Annotated in this window: 17 protein-coding genes; all 17 read right to left on the reverse strand. The window is 45.1% G+C overall.

The annotated features are described in order from the left end of the window. Positions 1-4: 4 nt before the first annotated feature. The gene (locus tag DXB83_RS09615) at positions 5-2,668 is read right to left on the reverse strand and encodes a TnsA endonuclease N-terminal domain-containing protein (RefSeq protein WP_118697516.1); all 2,664 of its coding nucleotides are present in this window, start codon (positions 2,666-2,668) and stop codon (positions 5-7) included. A 3-nt stretch (positions 2,669-2,671) separates the two neighbouring features. Continuing rightward, positions 2,672-4,540, reverse strand: coding sequence for a site-specific DNA-methyltransferase (locus tag DXB83_RS09620; protein ID WP_055226681.1), 1,869 nt, complete (start codon positions 4,538-4,540; stop codon positions 2,672-2,674). Positions 4,541-4,577: 37 nt separating this feature from the next. Continuing rightward, positions 4,578-7,445, reverse strand: coding sequence for an ATP-dependent helicase (locus DXB83_RS09625; protein ID WP_118697517.1), 2,868 nt, complete (start codon positions 7,443-7,445; stop codon positions 4,578-4,580). Positions 7,446-7,458: 13 nt separating this feature from the next. Next, positions 7,459-7,698 (reverse strand): helix-turn-helix domain-containing protein, encoded by a 240-nt coding sequence (locus DXB83_RS09630; protein ID WP_055226677.1) that lies wholly within the window; start codon positions 7,696-7,698, stop codon positions 7,459-7,461. Positions 7,699-7,817: 119 nt separating this feature from the next. After that, positions 7,818-7,958, reverse strand: coding sequence for a hypothetical protein (locus DXB83_RS16455; protein ID WP_156327538.1), 141 nt, complete (start codon positions 7,956-7,958; stop codon positions 7,818-7,820). Between the two features lie 37 nt (positions 7,959-7,995). Continuing rightward, positions 7,996-8,127: a hypothetical protein gene (locus tag DXB83_RS17020; RefSeq protein ID WP_256359661.1), complete on the reverse strand. Its 132-nt coding sequence runs from the start codon at positions 8,125-8,127 to the stop codon at positions 7,996-7,998. 17 nt (positions 8,128-8,144) lie between these two features. Next, positions 8,145-8,327, reverse strand: coding sequence for a Sec23/Sec24 zinc finger-containing protein (locus DXB83_RS09635; protein WP_055226675.1), 183 nt, complete (start codon positions 8,325-8,327; stop codon positions 8,145-8,147). Next, entirely contained in the window at positions 8,320-8,631 is a 312-nt protein-coding gene (locus DXB83_RS09640; protein WP_055226672.1) for a hypothetical protein, read from the reverse strand. Before DXB83_RS09640 ends, DXB83_RS09635 begins: the two co-directional genes overlap by 8 nt. 1 nt (position 8,632) lies before the next feature. Continuing rightward, a complete protein-coding gene (locus tag DXB83_RS09645) occupies positions 8,633-9,112 on the reverse strand; it encodes a helix-turn-helix domain-containing protein (protein ID WP_055226670.1) in 480 nt (159 codons plus the stop codon). Between the two features lie 140 nt (positions 9,113-9,252). Then, the gene (locus DXB83_RS09650) at positions 9,253-9,987 is read right to left on the reverse strand and encodes a hypothetical protein (RefSeq protein WP_055226668.1); all 735 of its coding nucleotides are present in this window, start codon (positions 9,985-9,987) and stop codon (positions 9,253-9,255) included. Positions 9,988-10,164: 177 nt separating this feature from the next. Continuing rightward, entirely contained in the window at positions 10,165-11,454 is a 1,290-nt protein-coding gene (gene rlmD, locus DXB83_RS09655; protein WP_118697518.1) for a 23S rRNA (uracil(1939)-C(5))-methyltransferase RlmD, read from the reverse strand. A 19-nt stretch (positions 11,455-11,473) separates the two neighbouring features. Then, positions 11,474-12,304, reverse strand: coding sequence for a deoxyribonuclease IV (locus DXB83_RS09660; RefSeq protein ID WP_117509937.1), 831 nt, complete (start codon positions 12,302-12,304; stop codon positions 11,474-11,476). 60 nt (positions 12,305-12,364) lie between these two features. Continuing rightward, on the reverse strand, positions 12,365-13,897 hold the full coding sequence (locus DXB83_RS09665; protein ID WP_118640940.1) for an ATP-binding protein: 1,533 nt from the start codon (positions 13,895-13,897) through the stop codon (positions 12,365-12,367). A gap of 26 nt (positions 13,898-13,923) precedes the next feature. After that, a complete protein-coding gene (locus DXB83_RS09670) occupies positions 13,924-14,988 on the reverse strand; it encodes a metallophosphoesterase family protein (RefSeq protein WP_118640938.1) in 1,065 nt (354 codons plus the stop codon). A gap of 129 nt (positions 14,989-15,117) precedes the next feature. Next, entirely contained in the window at positions 15,118-16,509 is a 1,392-nt protein-coding gene (gene asnS, locus DXB83_RS09675) for an asparagine--tRNA ligase (protein WP_117762055.1), read from the reverse strand. A 76-nt stretch (positions 16,510-16,585) separates the two neighbouring features. Then, positions 16,586-19,054, reverse strand: a complete 2,469-nt coding sequence (locus DXB83_RS09680; protein WP_118640936.1) for a hypothetical protein — start codon at positions 19,052-19,054, stop codon at positions 16,586-16,588. Beyond that, on the reverse strand, positions 19,054-20,211 hold the full coding sequence (locus DXB83_RS09685; protein WP_117802485.1) for a class I SAM-dependent methyltransferase: 1,158 nt from the start codon (positions 20,209-20,211) through the stop codon (positions 19,054-19,056). Before DXB83_RS09685 ends, DXB83_RS09680 begins: the two co-directional genes overlap by 1 nt. Positions 20,212-20,309: the final 98 nt, after the last annotated feature.

A 20,309-nucleotide genomic window follows, 5' to 3' on the forward strand; every position in this document is an offset into this window, starting at 1 on the left:
ATCATTACTTGCCGTAAGGCACGGGATCTTCAGCTACCATAAGCAAAGGTGACGGCTCCTCGGAATATGTCACAGGCGGATGCTCTAATACATTTTGCTTCATGAGTACACTGCTCGCATCCATAACATATTTCATACCGCTTGCGACTGACATCTCTTCTGCGGCCTCTGCCTTTGCCTTTACGACTTCATCATCAATCATATTGTCACCCTTGACCTCAATAAGCTGATATGAACCATCATTCATCTTAGCCAAGAAATCCGGATAATACTGCCTAATACGTTTTGATTCTGGATCATAATACTGAACAAATAAATCTCCTTGATTGGCCGTAAACATACCAGTAAAGTATATTTCTTTGACCTTTTTACTTGAAATATACTGTAAGAAACATTCCTTCTCTGGCTTTGAATCAAAGCAATATGTATCTGCATGAAAACTTTTCTTGATTTCCTCAGGAGTAAAACTATTATAATCTTTTTCTATCACCAAATTCTCATCGGCAGAGAACTCATAATATCCTGAATCTTTTGGCTCTTTTAGTAATATTACATCCACATCCTCATTCTTCTGCTCAGATTTAACCTCATAAAGTGTGTTGAAGATTTTTGGTATAATCACATCATCCAATACTTCGTTATGCTTATTCACTGCTTCAACTAAGTTGTCAAATCCATCAATAGCCTCTGAAAGAATTCGACTAATTAAAACACACGACAAGTTCATATATCGTGAAATTTCGCCAACCAATGAAAACCTGCTATATCTCATCTGATTTTTGATATCATCAATTACAGTTTCTTTGGTTGAAAGCTCAAGTCTGATACTTCCTTTTTCATACATCTTGGACTCATACTTAGCATCATCAATTTCCGAAACTTTAAAATCAATCGGCTCTGAATACTCTTTTTCTATCAGAGAATACTCATGCCAGATGCGCTTCATCTTGATGCTTCTTGGTGGTGGAAGCACACGCACCTTATAGCTATTCTTTTTCTTATCTGAAGATTGTCCTAAATCCTTTATCTCCATGTTGTAATTGTTGCGCAGCTCTTCGTCTAAAGTATCAAGATTTTCCTTTGACAAGAACACCGTCGCCTTAAGCTGCTCATCTGTCAGTTTTCTTAGGCAGCGCATCGTGGCCTGTAACACAAAGATCTTTGACTTAGGACTACGGAATAAAGCTATTCCTAATAGTGAGCGGCAATTCCAACCTTCACGTCCTTTTTCAACAAGAACGATAAACTGCTTCCTGCTACCTTCTGTTCCGAGAACATCCAAATTGTTGAAGTCTCTTATATCGTCGTTTTTTGTAACCGTCGTATCTCCCGTATTCACAAGGATAGTATCAAGCGATACATTTAGCTCACCTAAAATCTTCTCTACAGCAGGCCTTACAACATCTGTAGCCTCCGCTACATTTGCAGCAAAGATGGCCATCTTAGGTGGTAATCCCTCATAGGTTTTTCCACCATATCTTTCCCAGAACATAGTAATAGATTTCTTTAAGAACTCTTCATTCTTAACATTATCAAACCCGATAGGGTCTGCATCCTTAAGAAATCCATGGCTTATAGAATCCCTAAGGCCATAGGCATAGACGACCTCCGGCAGCACCTGCCTCTTCACATATGGTGTACCTGTATAGTTATAGCAAGCCACTATCGATGTTGCTTCTGCAAGCATATTGATGGTGTTTCGTAACGTTGTCTTATTTGCTCCTCCTGAACGTAATTCCTTCTCAAGATTAGCCCCGAAAAGATGGTGGGCCTCATCTACATACACACCCAACTGAGGTAAACGACACAGTTTTTTAAAACGCTGGTTATCCATAAGCGTTGCATCATTCCACACATCGCTATCATCATCGTCGCCGTAGACATCAGCGAGGAGGGAGTCGCTTCCAAATAAAACATCGGTAGGCTTATCCTCTTTCCTCTTTTTCTTGACAATAATTTTCTGGTTATTAGAAATTACGATATTGAAGTCTGAATCATCAATTGTTTGTAAAGTAGTTCCGCTCTCATCCAAATAATGAAATTTTATATTGGCATCTAACACGCGTGCATATTCGGGTGGTACGACCTTTGTTTTATCAAAGGTCATAATTTCACGAAGAGACTCCAACACCGTCTTGTCAGGAGCAAACACAAGTGCATTGTGACAGAATCTTTTGTCCTTCGGATACTTGTTGGCCAGAAGGAATTCATAGAAGATACAGGTTCCCATAAGGATAGTCTTTCCAAGTCCCATTGTCAAAGCATAAATATAGTTAGGATAAGATTCCCTGTATTTTTTCATTTGCTTAAAAATTGCTTCGTTCTGTTCGTCCCCAAGGTCCAGTAAAGTTATCTGTCCACGTTTGTGAATTGTATAATATGAGACATCTGAAAATTTGTCTCTATGATTTCTCCAATCATCAAACATCTGAAACATATGGGCATTGTTCATAAATTCCTTAATAAACACATACATTTCAAGTGCTTCAAACTGTGGTGTACGCAAAAAAGCATCCGGGTTTTCATTTCTGTCATTATAGGCTAAGAACTTCTTTGTTAAGTCATTATATCTGGAGCGGATTTTACCTCTATTAGAAGCATAATAGTTCCATAACTGCTCGTAGAACGCAAAATCCTCTACAAATGTCATTGAAGACTTTTTGGCCATGGTTTACACCTCCACTTCCAAAGACTCGGATAACAAGTCAGTAATCTTGACCTTAATTGTTCCGGCATCCTCCGGAATATCATATATACCAGCAACAAATTCTTTCTTATCCGGTACGTCTGTAACCATCGGCTGCATCACCACTCCATCGTAGTTCCAATCAATCATAATAGATTCCACAAGCTGCTTCCAATCCTCTACATATTCTTTCTGTAAAGAGAGCTTCTGCATCAAATTCATAGGATAGAACGAGCGAATAACAAGTTTGTTTCCTTCTCGAACGACTTCTGCCTCCGCCTCTCGCTTGAGCTGGAGTTCAGACTTATCTCGTAAGATGTCTACTATCTGCACATCAACTTTATATTCGGACAAAGATTGCTCTAAAGATGCCTTCAAGTCTGGCTCATGACCCATACAAATGATTGTTATTAGTTCTACCGGCTGTCGTGGATTCTCTTCTTTTCTCTTTTCATATGTTTTATATGGAAGATTCGCCTTAAGTTCCTCAAGATCAGCTTTGGTAGCTATGCGATTGACCGGCATGATCTTAACCATGCGACCATCGAGTTCTCCATCCCACACATTCCCCTGAGTAAATGGTTGAACTTCAAGCGCTTCAATAATCAAATTTTTTGCTTCAATAGGATTTCGGAAAAAGTCATAATTGTTTACATTATAAACTTCAAAACCGGTGTATTTTATCTCCTCTTGTAACTGGCCATCTAATTCACTTGCGACATTGATAAGTCGCTTGGTTGTTGTTTGAATAGCACCGAGATTAATATCCGCACCTATAAATCTTCTGCCAAGTTTCATAGCAACCGATTGAGTTGTACCACTTCCCATAAAACAGTCAAAAACCAAATCTCCTCTATTCGTTGCAGCCTCAACTATTCTTTCAAGGAGCTGTTCCGGTTTTTGAGTTGGATAATCAGTCCTTTCGCTTGCAACCGGATTCAGCGGCACAATATCGTCCCACCAATCTGATACAGGGTTTCCATTGTTCTCGTCCAAATAACTTTTTTTACTCGGCGTACCATTCGAAGTCAACTCAACTCTATTTTGTGCAATCAGCTCGTCAATTTTAGACTGCACAGGCCAGCAACGTCCTGCCGGTGGTGCAATAATTTTTCCAAAAAAGTTTCTTGCCACCCCTTGCCCTGGGCCGTGCAATGGAACAAGCATATATTTCCTTCCATTTTCCTCCTTCGTGAATCTTTTTAGATAGGCCTCAGAGTGCTCCGTATACAAAGGATTAAACTTTGCCTGTCCACCTTTTTTATATACTAAAATGGTGTCATGAACCTTTCCAAAATATGTCGCATCTGAGTGTGCAGCTCGCGTTCTCTGCCAGACAATTTCATTCAAGAACATATTGCTACCGAATATCTCGTCCATTAAACATCTCAAATGATGAACTTTGTGCCAATCGCAATGAACAAAAATAGAAGCAGTATCAGACATAAGTTCCCTGAGTATCATTAATCTTTCGTACATAAACTGAAGATACTCATCATTTGTCCATATATCGCCATACTGTTTTTCCTCAAAACTTGTAGCATCACTTGTTGTGTTCCCAATACCTTTTAGCGCTATTTTGCGTTTATAATCAGCCTTGCTATCAAAGGGCGGATCAATGTAAACAAGATCAATCTTCCCGCGATATTCCTTAAGCAAATGACTCATTACCTGAAGGTTATCGCCCCAAAATATCTTATTGATCCATCCGTCCCTTTCCTCGCCATAACGCTCGCGCAACTGTGCAGGGTAATACTGTGTGGAGCGATATGGTCTCTTTCCGGTCCAACGAAGTTCAGGGAAACCTTTTATAGTAGTTCTCTCTGCAAATTCAAAAGTCAATTGCTCATCCATTTTTATTTTCCTCCATAGGTTGTCTTAATCTTCTCAATTATTTCTGGCAATAATGCCTGAAGTCACAGTTGGAACAGGTCTTGGGGTCATTCGAACAACTCCTAAAGTCTTTTTTCAAAATCTTATGGACTGTATCATCAAACGCAGCCACCGTTCCATCTATCGCACTCTTCGTATACGGAAAACTGATCATGGGATTGCCATTTTCCTCTCCCGTATAGTACACGTGCATCTTGCTTACCTTCTGGCCGGTTCTTTGCTCTATCAGATAGGCATAGATGTGCAACTGCCTTCTATAGTGCTCCAATCGATCTCTCATTTTTTCTATGTCAGGCTTTTTTTCCGACTTAAAGTCAACAAGCTCAACAGTTCCGTTTTCGCCTTTAACTAAGTCTATTTTTCCCTCAATGATATAATCCGGCTGCACCAAGCTAACATCGACCTCTGCCTGCTGTATGGCACTCCAATTGCCATGTTGTCTTTCAACATATCGAAGCACCTGATTCAAAGCTGCTTTACGCTGTCCCTCGGCCAGATAGCCGTGTTCGGTCTTGATAAGCGATATGTAATTGCTGTCAAACCAACTAGTGATATTATCCTTAGTTATTTTTTCGGTCTCATTTCTAAGTGCTGCACGATGTACGTCTTCAATCGTTTCATGAACCAGGGTACCGAATAACATAGCTCCCTGACGAATAGGCATAAATTCCAATTCTTTATAAAATTTGTATTGAAGGGCACAAGTCTCGTAAACAGCAATATGTGATGTGAACGAAAAGGTATTTTTCAAATTCACGCTCTTTACTGTATGAAAGGTAAACTCAGAAAGATCAAGTGCCTCCACACTTTGAAGCTCGCCATAAACTTCCTTAATGTACTTACTTGGCGTTTTCTTATCTTCGTTGCAGGTTAGCACTAATAAATCCTGCGCCCTGGAAAAGGCTGTATAATACAATCTCCAGAAATCAAAGAGTTTCATTTCATCATATGGTTCAAAGGCCTCTCTATGATAATACTTCTCTTCGATTTTATTCAGAATATCCTTATAGCTTTTTCTCGGAACATTCCCTAATGAATCTACAAACACAACAGGAAACTCCATGCCTTTTGATTGATGAATTGTAAGGAACGAAACACAACCAGTAGGTGCATACTCTTCGTCATCCTCGTATTCTGCAATTCCTCCATCAAAGAGAAGTTTGATATACATGTTGAATAGCAGCTCTGTATTCTTAATGATGTATTTTCCTGTCAAAACATCTATATTGTGAAGATACTCAAACTTCCCGATTATCTGCGTTAGCTTTGCAAGGTTTCTGGCAGGCCTGATATCCACTACACCAACGCCAATATCAGTATCCAGAATGTCACTGAATGGCTTATACATAAATAACCTATAAAGCAATCCAGAATATGTGTAATCTGTTGTCCCTGATAAATTTGCAGCCAGCGTAGCATGTCCTTTCCCGTGTGCTCGGATGAATCTCTTAAGTTCAAGGTTCTCAGGCTTTGTTACAAATTCATTAGCTGCTTTTATACAATCTCTAAAATAAAAGTAGTGTGTGTTATCTAAAAATTTATACTCACCATTCTCTAGACCTTTAACGTAATTAGGGAACATTAGCATCATACACCCAAGTGCTTGCATGACCTCTTCTCTTCTGAAAAACATATCTGATCTTGGTGAATAAACATTGATATGATTAGACTCCAGAAATCTTGCCAGCGATATAACCCGCTCATGCTTAACCGAACTGAACAAGAAAGCCAGCTGATTATAATCCTGAATCTTTCCAGAATTCTTAAGCCTGTTTATAAAGTCAAGAACTCTCTCATGCCATTCATCCTCATCGTCTTTGCTCGCTAATTTCACGACACACGGACTCTCTATTTTAGATGTTTCGTTAGCTACGATTCTCTTATCATATCTGAATTTATCCCACTCAAATTTGAACTTTGATCCAGACGTGGTAATCATCCATTTATTATAGAACCCAACGATATCGCTATCCGATCTATAATTGATCACAAGCGGTATTATCTGACATTTTTCCACATCGAACTTAGATGGAAATTCAAGTATATTTCGTATCGTTGCACCTCTAAATCGGTACAAACCCTGGTCATCATCACCCACTACACAAATATTCTCGTGGGTCCCTAACAAAAATATAATCTGCTCCTGAATATAATTTGTATCCTGGTATTCATCGACCATTATGTATTTAATCGAATTTCTCAAGTCTTCAAGAATATCTTTGTTCTCTGTCAACAGTCGATAACACTCTGTTTGAATAGCAGAAAAATCTATTAAATTTTCCTCATCAAGCATCGCTTGGTATGTGTTTACAACTTTAGCAATTACTGATATTTCCATATCGTGATCACTAAGCATTGCGTCAATATCTACAATCTCTTCTGTCAAATTATTTGAAAATTCGCAGATTGCCTGTGCCCATTTCCAAGCGCCACCCTTTGGCATAACATTTTCAATTCCAGAAATCGTTCTGAATTTGTAGATATTCCTAAAAACCAAATACTGCTGATCAAATGTATCCAAAAGTCTGTAGTTCTTTTTCAGTCTTGTATACTCTAAGTGATCTTTAATAATGCGAAGGCATAGAGAATGAAATGTTCCCACGTACATTTCGTTGACATTCACTGTAATATTTCTACTCGCCAATTCGTTTGTGATACGTGTGATTAACTCCTTCGCTGCTTTTTCCGTAAATGTAGCAATAAAAATATCTTCTGGTTTAACGCCTCGTTCTTCAATTAAATAAATAGCTCTTTGCACCAAAGTATAGGTTTTTCCGGTACCTGGACCCGCCGTAATAAGAACAGGACCTTCTGTAGTAGAAATAGCTTGTCTTTGGCCATCATTCGCATTACCAAAATCAAACATTTATTTTCCCCTTTTATTTTTCTCGGAGCTCTTCGTTCTTTTCCGTTTCTTCATCTGGCAGGGTTTCTAAAATATCACTAATCTGGCAATTCAACGCCGTGCAAATTCTAAGTAATACATCTGTAGTAATGTTCTCTCCCTTACCCAATTTCGCCATAGAAGCTGTGCTGATTCCGCTAAGTTCTCTTAATTCTTTTTTATTCATACCTTTATCAATAAGCATTTTCCATAACGGGTTATAACTGATACGCATCCAATACCTCCATCTATAATGATTATTCAGTCACCTTAGTTTCAATAGCAACCTGTTTCTCTTCTGTCGCTTTCTTTGCCCATGACCAGCCGAACAGCTCTCCACCATTTTCATAAAGTTCAATCGCCGTAATGAATAAGCAATCCCATTTTTTCCATGATTTTGTTTAGAGCATTTACGCTTTTAACATCTAGTCCCATATCCTGCAGTTTTTTTACAATTTCTCTTTTGTACAAATCACCCTTGTAATTATAAGGCATAGTTTGACCACCTCAGCACATTATCGAATAATCAAGTTTAATCGTTATCGTTCTGAGCAGATGAAGTTAACTCCATCATCTTTTGTGCGTATGTAGCTCCATCAATTTCTTCATCAGCATACTGTCGCATAAGCTCATCAATCTGTTCTTTTAATTCTTCTCTAGTCATCTTTTCGCTCCCTTAAATTATTTGTTATAGTTTCTAAAGTCTTCTTCTGATTCATAAATATCATCAGCGGAAATACTATTCTTATGACCACATTCGGTACACTTCCACACATAATGATGGTCATCAAATCCCGGTTGGTCATTCAAATAGACATTACAACGGTCACAGTACCAATCAATTCCCGGAAATCTTTCACTCATCTTCGCTACCTCCTTCTTCATCTGGATGTGCAGCATCATATTCTTTAATACCATTTATGATTTCTGCTTTTGCTTTTTCTATTTCGGTTTCGTTGTTCTTCTTTCTCGATTTGAAATAGTCAACAACTTTAATAGTTGCCGCAGCCAATAATGAAGCACCAACTGCCGCTACTCCAAGCCAAGGCAGCATCTCCATTTTACCTGCCTCTTTGCTTGCAAGCTCCAGCATTTCAACATACTTTTCTGGGCCTCCTGCTACTTTTGCATCTTTTGATAATTCTGCATAATCCCAATTCTGAGCCATACTATTCCTCCTCTTGACTTTTAGTCTTTTCATCGAGCTCTTTTATAAGTCTTTCTGCTTCATTAATACGCTGTTGTTCTTCGTCAATCTCTTCCTGAAGATGCTTGATACTCTTTTTCTTTCTAGCAATAATTTCTTTGGAAGATTGGATATTGCCTAACAACAACTTACGTATTTCTGAAGTATTAACGTGAGCATTTTTTATCTCATCATTCTTTATAAGCTGTTGAGCAAGAATGCCTCCAACAATCGCAGCTGTAGCTGTTGTTAAGCCGACTGGCGAAGCCAATAACCCTGTAGCAATACCGGCGTACTTTGGAGAGGTTTTAAGAAAAGCATCAAGCATTGATTTTGTTACTACATTTCCGCCTTTTCTCGATTCTTGAATTGCTTCTAGCTTACCTGAACGAATCCATCTTCTTACGGTTTCTGGATTTGTATTTAGCATATCTGCTATTTCCTTAACACTATAAGTATCCATCAAGCTCCCTCCTTGTAGTAATAATGTATCACAACAAATGTAGTATTACAAGAATAAATGTAGTATTAAATTGTGAAGTTTATATTAACATCATACACGCACGAAACCCTCCCAGCCATGATGGTTGAGAGGGTTTTAATTTATAATTCTGGAATACCAGTCTTTATTTCGTTTTCATTATAATCCAATTTCAATTCTTTTCTTAACAGATTATAGTCCTGCACAATTGCAACGACTATATCTTTTATCATTCTGAATTCTTCTTCATCAGCAATATCTTTAACATCAATACTTCCACCTGAACCATTTCCCGAATAATGGTCTGCGGCAAATCTATATGCAACCGCAAGCTTTAACAGTTTTTGTGAAGCCAAACTGCCATTGCTTATTATGTAATCACACAACTCTTTCTTGTTAAACTGCGATATCGGTGTTTCAATCTCTTCTGTTTTTCTTGTAACAGATGAACCATTTGCTTTGCTTATATTGAAAGTAGTAGTTTCCTTGTGTGTTGGCGTAATTTCTAAAAAAGGAGCCTCTTCAAAAGGTATATTTCTTTTATCTGTCAGTTCTATAAAATGCCTAACATACTCAGACTGAATAATAATCGCATACAATTTGCAGTATAACTCAGAGTACTGTTTATAAAAGAAATCATATTTGAACTTTACATCATTTGAAAAAAGTTCAAATCCTTCACGGAACTCTTGCTGGACTTCCTCGGTCTTTCTTGTAATTTCTTCTATGTCTTCTTTAGTTGCTAAATTCTTACCTTTTTCATCCATGTATGAAGGAAGATAATTTTTGACAAACAAACCAATTAAAAACACTGCAACTGTCAATAAAATTTCAAATATCAATATAGCCCAATCCATATTAATTCCTCCTTGTATTTACTGATTCATGCTTAACGCTTTTTCATAACATCTAATCCACAGCCTAAACCCTTTGACCGTTTTTTCAGTAGATATGTTTCAATATAAGAAATACGGACTTTCATGAGCTATTGCCTAATCTCAAAAAAAGCCCGTAAATACGCTACTTTTCGCTATTTATTTCTCTTTCTTTGACATCAAGACTACCGTCTCCACATGCTCCGACCACGCGAACATATCATACCCCCATGCCTCTTCTGCCTTATATCCGTGTTTTGTCAGATACCGCAGGTCTCTCGCCAATGTCTCCGGATTGCAGGAGACGTAGACCACTTTTTTCGGTGAAAGGGTTACGACAGAGGACAGAAAGGCTTCATCACTGCCGGCTCTTGGCGGGTCCATGAAGACGATGTCGGCTTTTTCGCCTTTTTCGGCCATGGAGACCATGAAGGCGCCGGCGTCGTTCTGGTAGAAGGAGACGTTTTTGATTTGGTTTCGTTTGGCGTTTGTTACGGCATCGCGGACGGCGTCCGGGTTCAGTTCGACGCTGATGACTTCTCTGGCATCGCGGGATGCGATGAGGCCGATGGTTCCGATTCCGCAGTAGGCGTCCAGGACGCGTTCGTTTCCGGTGAGGCCGGCCAGGGAGATGGCTTTTTCGTACAGTTTTTTCGTCTGAACCGGGTTGACCTGGTAGAAGGACTGCGGGGAGATGCGGAAGGTGCAGCCGCAGAGTTCATCCTCGATGTAGCCGCGTCCGAAGAGGACAATGTCGCGTTTTCCGAGTACCATGCTGTCGGTGCGGTCGTTGACGTTCAGTACGATCGTGGTGATCTCCGGGTGGAATTTGCGCAGGGCCTTTACGAAGTTGTTTTTTGACGGGAAGACTGGTGATACGCAGACGAGGACGACCATGATCTCGCCGGAAGCAAAGCCGGTGCGCACCATGACGTGGCGCAGGAGGCCGTAGCCGCTGTCCTCGTTGTAGATCATGATTTTGAAGCTCTTCAGCAGACTGCGGATATCGCGGATGATGGCATCGGCACGCTGATCCTCGAGCAGGCACTCATCGACCGGGACCACTTTGTGTGTGCCCTTTTCATAAATGCCGGATATGATCGTTCCGTCTTTTTTGCGTGCAAAGGCGGAATTGACTTTATTCCGGTAATGATAAGGATTTTCCATGCCAACCATGCCTTTGACCGGGACGATGCCCTTCAGAGTCTTCTTCAGGAACTGCTCTTTTTTCGCGAGCTGCTCTTCGTAGGAGAGGTTCAGATATGTGCATCCGCCGCATTTTTTCTGATAAGGACATTTCGACGATGATGAACTCTTTTTCTGCTTTCCTTTTTCCGGTGCCACGCTCTTTGTTTTCTCGATACGAACAGCTTTCTTTTTATTTTCCCTGTCGAAATACGTCTTTTTTCTTCCGTCAGATCTTTTATTCTTCTCTCTCGTGTTTTCCACTTTCTCTTACCTTCTTCCTCTATTTCGCAAACCCGCGCAGCAGCGCGATCTCTTTTGCATATCCGTCCAGCTCATTCGGTGTTTCCAGATAGAACGGCAGTCCCGCCAGCGCCGGATGTGTCACAATCCGCTCAAATGCCGCAAGTCCCAGCGATCCCTCGCCGATCTTCTCATGGCGGTCCTTATGGCTCTCAAACGGATTCTTGCTGTCGTTCAGATGAACCGCTTTCAGCTTCGAAAGTCCTACCACGCGGTCGAACCTCTCAAGCACATCATCGAGGTGATCCACAATATCGTATCCCGCATCGTACACATGGCACGTATCCAGGCAGACACCCATGTGGTCTTTTAATTCCACGCGCTCCAGAATCGCCGCCAGCTCCTCAAACGAGCGGCCGACTTCGGTTCCTTTTCCTGCCATCGTCTCGAGCAGCACCGTGGTCGTCTGCTCCGGTTTTAAAATTTCATTCAGCATCTCCGAAATCAGACGGATTCCCTCTTCCGCCCCCTGTCCGGTATGGCTGCCCGGGTGGAAATTGTAGCAGTTTCCCGGCGTATACTCCATCCGTTTCAGATCATCCGCCATCGTCATCCATGCAAACTCTCTCGTGTGCGCATCCTTCGAGCACGGATTCAGCGTGTACGGCGCATGTGCCAAAATGCGCTCGATTCCATGCTCCTTACTGTAAGAAAGAAACGCTGCGACATCCGCCTCGTCGATGGCTTTCGCCTTGCTTCCTCTCGGGTTTCTTGTAAAAAACTGAAAGGTATTCGCCCCGATGGACACCGCCTCTTTTCCCATGGCAAGATATCCTTTGGACGATGATAAATGACATCCTATTGTCAGCATAACTTTTATTCTCCTTTATTTCCAAACCACAACTCACCGATTCTCTGCGAGCCGCATTACTTAAAGCACAATTTTCCGGTACGGAATTCCCATCTCCGAGAGTGCTTCCTCCTCCCGCTTCTGACACGTAAAGAGCAGCACCTGCGTCCGGTTTTCCGCCAGCCATTTCAAAGTTTCTTTCAGCCGGTTTTCATCGTAAAACGCAAACGATTCATCGAGAATCACCGGCAGCTCCTCCTCGCCGCAGAGCACATCCATCGCCGCCATGCGGAGCGCAAAGTACGCCTGCTCGATCGTGCCGCGGCTGACCTGTTCAAGCGGCACATATTCGTCTGCGGTGTGAAGGCCGATCCGCAGATTCTCATCCATATTCACCTGCAGATAGCGGCCATTCGTCAGCGATGACAGCGTTTTTGACATCTGCTGTTTTAAGCGGTCGCCGATCCGGCTCTGCATCTGTACGGAGAGACTCTGGATCGTCTCCCCCGCCAGGGAAAGCGCATCGAGTTCTTCCTGCAGATGATCTTTTTCCGTCATGAAAATGCAGAGCTCTTCGTATTCACTCTGCAGGTTCGACAGCACCGTCTGTTTCTGCCCCAGCTCCTGCTTCAGGCGGTCCACATTCCACTGCTGGCGGCGGATCGCCTGCTCCTCCGGCTCCGTCACGACCTGCTCGACCTCCGTTTTCCGGTGACGGAACAGACTGTACGCCAGATACAAGAGCGCCGCAATCGCAAGCCCGAGTCCCGTTCTCGTCAGCAGCGAATCAATATGGAAGAACTGCAGAATGCATAAGAACAAGAGAAATCCAGCCAGCGCCACGCACGCGGCACCCCATTTGCGGCTCTTCCGAGATTCTTTTTTCATCTTCCGCACCCGTTCGATCGGCACATCCTTCTGATAAATATCCCGCTTCATCTGCTCTTTCGCCTGCTGCAGATTCTCCTCGCTCTGACGGCACTCCTCCGTAAAAACGGAAATTTTCGTCTCAAGTTCTTCCTTCCGTTTTTCCAGTCCCGCCAGCGTCTTTTTCTGTTCCTGCTCTAGGCGCTTTCTCTTCTGCTTCAGCAGATCCAGCGCCGCCGCCACATCGAGCTCTCCATCGCTGCTCCCCTGGTAATTTGCCATATAGTTCCGCAGCTCATCCGCAAGCCCTTCCTCGGTTCTTCCTTTTAACTGCCCGATCGAAGCCGTATTATCATACACAATCTCACTGACACCGCCGAGCAGCATGGAAAGATCGCCGTCCTCCACGGAGAGCACCTCGCCGTCCGTCAGGCACACCAGCTTTGCATTGGCGTTCTGCCGCCCGAAATTCCGGGTCAGACGGAACCGTTTGCCGCCGCTTTCAAGCACCATCTCTCCCGCATAGTATGCCGGATTTTCCCATGGCTCATAACGACTGTAGACATCATTTTTTGCCGCCCGCCCCCGGCCGCGTGTCATGCCGAACAGCATGCTGCGGATGAAGGTATGGACGGTCGATTTTCCGCTCTCATTTTCCCCGCTGATGAGCTGAATCCCATCGGAAAATTCCAGCGTGCGGTTCTGCATTTTTCCAAAATTGCGGATTTCCAGTTTTTCTATTTTCATCTTCTATACCTCCCGCAATCTTTTTTTCAGCCGTTCCTGCGTGCCGCCAGCAGCGCCTCGAGACCATAGTCGAGCGCCTTCTGTGACTGCGCATCCGTCTTTGTTTCAAATGCTTCAATATAGGCGCTGATCAGACTAGCGCCATACGTTTTCTTCAGCTGTTCCAGATCGTACGCCGGACGTGTTTCATCCTCCACGGAGATGACTCTGCCGCAGTCCAGCAGCCGTTTCGGAGAAAATTCCAGCTCGGCGGCACGGTGTCCCACAAGTTTCAGGCGGATGATTTTTCGGATCTTCCCATCCTCCCGCAGCGCCAGCTCCTGTTTCAGCTTCGTCTCCAGCGCATACTGTGTCAGATCCTCCGTCACGTTCAACACCAGATCTTCGTACTCATATCTGGCAAACGGCACAAACTGAATCCGCGTGCCGTGCTCGTCCACCGTTCCGCGGATGTAGCCGTGCGGCCCCAACTGCGTCTCATCCGTCGGTTCGAGTGCGCCTGCGTATGCCATTTTGTCGGGAATAAGAATCCCCGGCTTATGAATGTGCCCGCACGCAATATAATCAAACCCAGCCTGCGCCATGCGGCCCGGATTCCACGGCATGTGGCGGGCATCGCCGCCGTGCGCGAGCAGCAGATGATATTTCATTTTTCCCTCCGGCCGCACGCCGTCCAGCCGGTTTTCCAGAATCTCTTTTTTGTCGTAACTGCATCCGTACACCGCCGTCTTCTTCTCCGGGACTTCAACACACTCCGGCTCCGGCGACAGGAGCATTACCACGTTGTCTGCCCAGTCGAAACCGCGGTAAAAGCTCTCCCGTTTCACATAATCGTGGTTTCCGGCAATCAGCACGACGATCGTCTCCGGGATGGAAGCAAAGAGATCATTAACCTCTTTCAGTTCCCGCAGAAGCGGCTGGCACTGAAACAGATCTCCCGCAATCAGCAGAAAGTCCGTCTTTTCCCGACCGGCCAGGCGGATGATCCGCCGGAAGCTCTCCCAGATGGCCTCCCCTCGCTCCTCGCTCCAGGGAAATCCCGCATCCGGCTGCATGCCGAGATGCACATCCGCAATATGAATAAACCGCATAGGCGCATACCCCTTTCTGGATTCATTTTCTCCATTACTACAATACGGACGTCAGGCACACCAAATCCACATTGGATTCCACTGCACCCGGCATCCGTATTTTTTAAGTTTCTATATCACTTTTCGTAATTACAGCTCGCAGTTGTTTACTGTTCTCGGGAACGGGATGACGTCGCGGATATTGCCCATTCCGGTCAGATACATGACGCATCTTTCAAATCCCAGTCCGAATCCTGCATGGTGGGTAGAACCATATTTTCTGAGGTCCAGATAGAATCCGTAATCTTCCTCAGCAAGTCCCAGCTCTTTCATACGGCCAAGCAGTTTCTCGTAGTCGTCCTCACGCTGGCTTCCGCCGATGATCTCTCCGATGCCAGGAACCAGACAGTCCATAGCGGCAACTGTCTTGTTGTCATCGTTCAGCTTCATGTAGAACGCTTTGATCTCCTTCGGATAATCGGTAACGAAAACCGGTCTCTTGAAGATCTGCTCGGTCAGATAACGCTCATGCTCGGTCTGCAGATCGCATCCCCAGTATACTTTGTAATCGAATTTGTCGTTGTTTTTCTCCAGAAGCTCGATAGCCTCGGTGTAGGTTACACGGCCGAACTCAGAATTTACGACATGGTTCAGACGCTCGATCAGTCCCTTGTCCACGAAACTGTTGAAGAACTGCATTTCTTCCGGTGCATGCTCCATAACGTAGCGGATGACATATTTCAGCATTGCCTCAGCAAGCTCCATATCATCCTCCAAATCAGCGAAAGCGATTTCCGGCTCGATCATCCAGAACTCTGCTGCATGGCGGGTGGTGTTGGAATTCTCTGCACGGAAGGTCGGTCCGAAGGTGTAGATATTGCGGAATGCCTGTGCAAAGGTCTCGCCGTTTAACTGTCCGCTTACGGTAAGGCTTGTCTTCTTTCCGAAGAAGTCCTGTGTGAAATCAACAGCGCCGTCCTCGGTTTTCGGAATATTGTCAAGATCCATGGTGGTTACCTGGAACATCTCGCCGGCTCCCTCGCAGTCGCTTCCGGTGATCAGCGGGGTGTTGACATAAACGAAGTCTCTCTCCTGGAAGAACTGATGGATCGCATAGGCGCAGAGGGAACGAACACGGAATACTGCCTGGAAGGTGTTGGTTCTCGGACGCAGATGGGAAATGGTACGAAGGTATTCCATGGAGTGGCGTTTTTTCTGCAGCGGGTAATCCGGTGCGGAAACGCCCTCTACGGTAACTTCTGCCGCCTGAATCTCAAACGGCTGTTTTGCCTGCGGGGTAGCAACGAGGGTACCTTTTACGATGATGGCTGCGCCGACGTTCATTTTGGAAATCTCAGCGAAGTTTTCCATCTCATCGTGGTATACGATCTGCAGGGTTTCGAAATAGCTTCCGTCGTGCAGAACGATGAAACCAAAGGTTTTGGAATCACGTACGCTGCGCACCCAGCCGCCTACGGTTACTTCTTTGTCCAGGTATGCTTCCCGGTTTTTATAAATCTCTCGGATGGTTGTAAGTTTCATTGTCTTTTTTCTCCCTAAATATTCATAGTGCTTTCTTTATTCTAGCACTTTTTGCGTCATTAGAAAACCCCGCAAATCACTCGATCTTTACTTTTTTAATATAACTGATGAAGACATTGCCGTTCTGTGCGAACAATGCATCGCTGTCATCGTCAGAAAGTGCAGTTGTCTCGCCCGTTGCCGGGTTATACAGCCAGGAATTTCCGAAAATATCGTATCCGGTCAGAAGCAGACTCTCGTTCTCGCCGGTCTTTACAACAACGCCGTAGCCGCTGCTGATCATGTAGAGAATTTCTTCTCTTGTGCAGCCCGTCAGGTTCAGCAGTTCGTAATCATCACCGAGTGACTCCTTCAGCACGTTTTCGTCCAAAGATGCACTCTGGAATCCCGACGGCATCGTTGTCTCGTCGAGGCGCATGCCCTGCTGGCGGTTTCCGCGCTCCCACACATAGGACTGGCTGCTGTTCAGCACAACGCCGACATTCTCATCGGCAAGCTGTACGGCCTCGGCCGGGGAGCTTAAAATGGCGATCAGTTTTCCTTTTCCATATACATAGTAAAGCTCTGCGCTGCCTGTTTCGTACGACATCGTAAGATCGGTCCGTAAGGTTGAATAGATATATTTCGGTGTCAGTGTCAGAAGCGACTGTGTTTTGCCGCTCGTCGAGAATTCCAGAAGGAACTGCTGCTCTCTTCTGTCGTCCACCGTTGCCAGGCGGCCCGTCACCAGTTCCTGGCTCTGCTGCTCGCCGTTCATGATGTGATCCTCCGGCGCATCCGCATAGCCGTTTTCCTGGCGTACCACGCGGTCCAGCTCCAGAAGGCCGTCCGAAATCGACACGCCTGTCACATAATAGCCGTTCTGGTGATACTCTTTTTTCACGGTTCCGTCGATGCTGACAATCCGCACCGTATGCATAGCGAAAACTTCATTGCCGGAAATATCTTTTAAAATATCGCTGTCGTTTGCCATACCATAGACAAAGTCTTCATTGATAAAGCCAAGTGCCCGGATCTTCTGTCCGTCATCCGCCGCAAAGCGCTGCGTTTCCCCGCTCTCCAGATTCATCACGGTGATGTTCATCGCACTGCTTGCATTGTCCGCATCCATCCACGCGATGCTCTCCTGGCTTTCCGATACTACAAAGCAGTCCTCCGGGATACTTTCCCGGACCACCGTCGTCGTGCCGGTTCCAATATCAACCTTGCACAGGTTCTCATTCAGATAGAGATACATCTCTCTCTGCTTGTTGACGTAGGAGAGGCGGTCGAGCTGTTTTTTCAGCATCTCGTAGGAAATATCCGCCGGAACGAAAATCTCCTCGGTTGCCACATTCCGCTCGGCGCGATAATAGTAAACGGCTGCTCCCACTTCACCCTCGTGGTTTCCGCGGTTCATATAGCCATAAACAACAAACGTCACATCGCCCGCATCATCCACACGCACAATGTTGACATCATGCTCTCCGTGCTGTTCCCGGTCATCCATGCTGCCGTTCTCACGGAAGCTGAAAACGCGGATCGTCTTGTTGGCGCTGCGGTTGTAGCACCAGAGATCACCGTTTACTACAAATGCGACAATATCACCTGCCGTATTCGTCACATACTCGGTATCCTCGCCGGTCACACCGAGGTTGATGCCGGATTTCGTCAGAACACCAAGCTCCGGATCAAAGATCTGCTGTACGCTCCGCTCGAAGTCCAGCAGAATAATCTCTCCGTCGGACTCTCGCATCCGGTAGAACTCGCTTACGGTATAATACTCCGTCTGTCCGTTCTCATCCTGCGCACTGATCATGTACTCCTGTGTGATGCTGGTCGTCGTCTCATTCGCTTCTTTGATCTGCTGCACCGGCTGCTGTACGATCGTCGGTGCGAGGCTTCCCCAGGAAATCTGGTCGAGGCTGGAATGAATGTTGACATTGAGGAACGAAGAATTATCCCCCGTCTCATCCGGCTCAAGCTGCGGAACGAGCGCTTCCGCCTGCGTTTTATCCAGGCATGTCTGCGCAAACATCTGCGTGTAGGCCAGATAATCGCCGACCTCCACGCCGTTGCGCTGTACAATGCGGGTGTAATACCAGGCAGACTGGCCGTTTCCGTAGGCAACCTCGAGCTTCAGCGTATATTCCTGATTCATCAGAATCGCGGTCTCTAACTGGAAGTCTGCTTTCAGATAGCTTCCGTCCTCGTCAAACGATTTCAGCACCGAGTTTTCAATCAGCGCTCCGCCGTCTGTGCTTTCCACCGTATAGGTCACGTTTTTAATTTTCTGTCCCTTCGCATCAATTTCCAGCGTAAGCGAACGGTCCATCGGCAGCGGTGTCAGGTTTTCTCTTGTCGTTACGCCGTTCATCTCCTGGCAGTATCCGTACATGCGGTTCACTGTCATGTCCGCGGTCTTCATGTACAGCACCGGAAGACTCGCTGCGTCCAGATCGGTCGCATTCTCCGTCGTCTCGTGGCTCATCAGGTGTGTGAACACACCGACTGATGCGGCAAAAACAAGAAAAAGGATCAGAATCCTTGCTGCTCTTTTATTCATCACGGCTCCTCCTTTTCTGTGAGGAGGTCTGCCAGTGTCGGCTTCACATGGTACGCTTCCATGCACGCTTTCAGTTCTTCCGGCAGTTTTTTCGAGCCTTCCTGGCGTTTTACCGCGCGGATGAGAAGGTTCTTCGGCGTGTGCTCCATGTCGATGAATTCGAGAATCTGTGTCTCATAGCCTGCATTCTCCAGAAGCTTTGCCCGGATTCCGTCGGTCAGAAGCGCCGCCATGCGCTCTTTTAAGATGCCGTAATCCATGATCGGATACAGTTCTTTGTTTGCAATCTGGCGGTTCAGCTCATGCTGGCAGCACGGAACGGAAAGAATAACTTTTGCATTCCATTTGACGGCCTTTTCCAGCGCATAGTCAGTCGCCGTGTCGCACGCGTGCAGCGTCACCACCATATCGACCTCGTCGCGGCCGGTATAAGAAGCGATGTCGCCCTGATAGAAATGCAGCTTTTCATAGCCGTATTTCTCCGCCAGTCCGTTGCAGATCGCGATGACATCCTCTTTCAAGTCAAGTCCGATGATATTGACATCCAGTTTTTTCAGTTCGCGGAAGTAATAATACATCGCAAACGTCAGATACGATTTTCCGCAGCCGAAATCGAGAATCGTGATCTCGCGGTCCGATGGGAGCTGCGGCAGGATATCTTCGATGAACTCCAGAAAGCGGTTGATCTGGCGGAACTTGTCGTAGCGGGTCCGCACGATTTTGCCTTCTTTTGTCATAACACCGAGATCCTGTAAAAAAGGAACCGGGATTCCTTCTTCCAGAATATACCGTTTCTTCCGGTTGTGCGCCAGATTGACGGGTTTGCCGGTTCCTTTCATATGCGGTTTCTTTTTGATCGTCATCGTTCCCTTTTTGCTGACCAGAACGGATGCTGTGCAGGTGTCGGATTCGAGCTGCATCTGCTTGAAGGTTCCGTTCATCCAGTCGCTGATCCGGGTGATCACGTCGTCTTTTGTCATATTTTTATGAAACTCCTTCGTGCCGACAGTCTCCTGGCACTGAAAGAGCAGTTTTCCTTTTATTTCAACCGGGCGTATTCTCACTTTGGACACTTCACTGTCCCCTCTTGGGCCGCTGATCGTGATACGATACAGCCCTTCCCGGATTTCATCCTGTAATAATTTCTGTAATTCCATTTATACTCTCCAAACTTCCTGAATCGTTTGTAAACATGTGTAATAAAGCCCCTTACAACCTCGCTAATATTGTAATCTGTTTTCCGCAAAACCACAAC

Source organism: Blautia sp. OM06-15AC, from assembly GCF_003481425.1.
GTDB classification, from domain to species: domain Bacteria; phylum Bacillota; class Clostridia; order Lachnospirales; family Lachnospiraceae; genus Fusicatenibacter; species Fusicatenibacter saccharivorans.

Coding starts and splice junctions, on each gene's coding strand:
- DXB83_RS09615 (WP_118697516.1), bottom strand. CDS start 2,668: ATGGCCAAAAAGTCTTCAATGACATTTGTAGAGGATTTTGCGTTCTAC.
- DXB83_RS09620 (WP_055226681.1), bottom strand. CDS start 4,540: ATGGATGAGCAATTGACTTTTGAATTTGCAGAGAGAACTACTATAAAA.
- DXB83_RS09625 (WP_118697517.1), bottom strand. CDS start 7,445: ATGTTTGATTTTGGTAATGCGAATGATGGCCAAAGACAAGCTATTTCT.
- DXB83_RS09630 (WP_055226677.1), bottom strand. CDS start 7,698: ATGCGTATCAGTTATAACCCGTTATGGAAAATGCTTATTGATAAAGGT.
- DXB83_RS16455 (WP_156327538.1), bottom strand. CDS start 7,958: ATGCCTTATAATTACAAGGGTGATTTGTACAAAAGAGAAATTGTAAAA.
- DXB83_RS17020 (WP_256359661.1), bottom strand. CDS start 8,127: ATGACTAGAGAAGAATTAAAAGAACAGATTGATGAGCTTATGCGACAG.
- DXB83_RS09635 (WP_055226675.1), bottom strand. CDS start 8,327: ATGAGTGAAAGATTTCCGGGAATTGATTGGTACTGTGACCGTTGTAAT.
- DXB83_RS09640 (WP_055226672.1), bottom strand. CDS start 8,631: ATGGCTCAGAATTGGGATTATGCAGAATTATCAAAAGATGCAAAAGTA.
- DXB83_RS09645 (WP_055226670.1), bottom strand. CDS start 9,112: ATGGATACTTATAGTGTTAAGGAAATAGCAGATATGCTAAATACAAAT.
- DXB83_RS09650 (WP_055226668.1), bottom strand. CDS start 9,987: ATGGATTGGGCTATATTGATATTTGAAATTTTATTGACAGTTGCAGTG.
- DXB83_RS09660 (WP_117509937.1), bottom strand. CDS start 12,304: ATGCTGACAATAGGATGTCATTTATCATCGTCCAAAGGATATCTTGCC.
- DXB83_RS09665 (WP_118640940.1), bottom strand. CDS start 13,897: ATGAAAATAGAAAAACTGGAAATCCGCAATTTTGGAAAAATGCAGAAC.
- DXB83_RS09670 (WP_118640938.1), bottom strand. CDS start 14,988: ATGCGGTTTATTCATATTGCGGATGTGCATCTCGGCATGCAGCCGGAT.
- asnS (WP_117762055.1), bottom strand. CDS start 16,509: ATGAAACTTACAACCATCCGAGAGATTTATAAAAACCGGGAAGCATAC.
- DXB83_RS09680 (WP_118640936.1), bottom strand. CDS start 19,054: ATGAATAAAAGAGCAGCAAGGATTCTGATCCTTTTTCTTGTTTTTGCC.
- DXB83_RS09685 (WP_117802485.1), bottom strand. CDS start 20,211: ATGGAATTACAGAAATTATTACAGGATGAAATCCGGGAAGGGCTGTAT.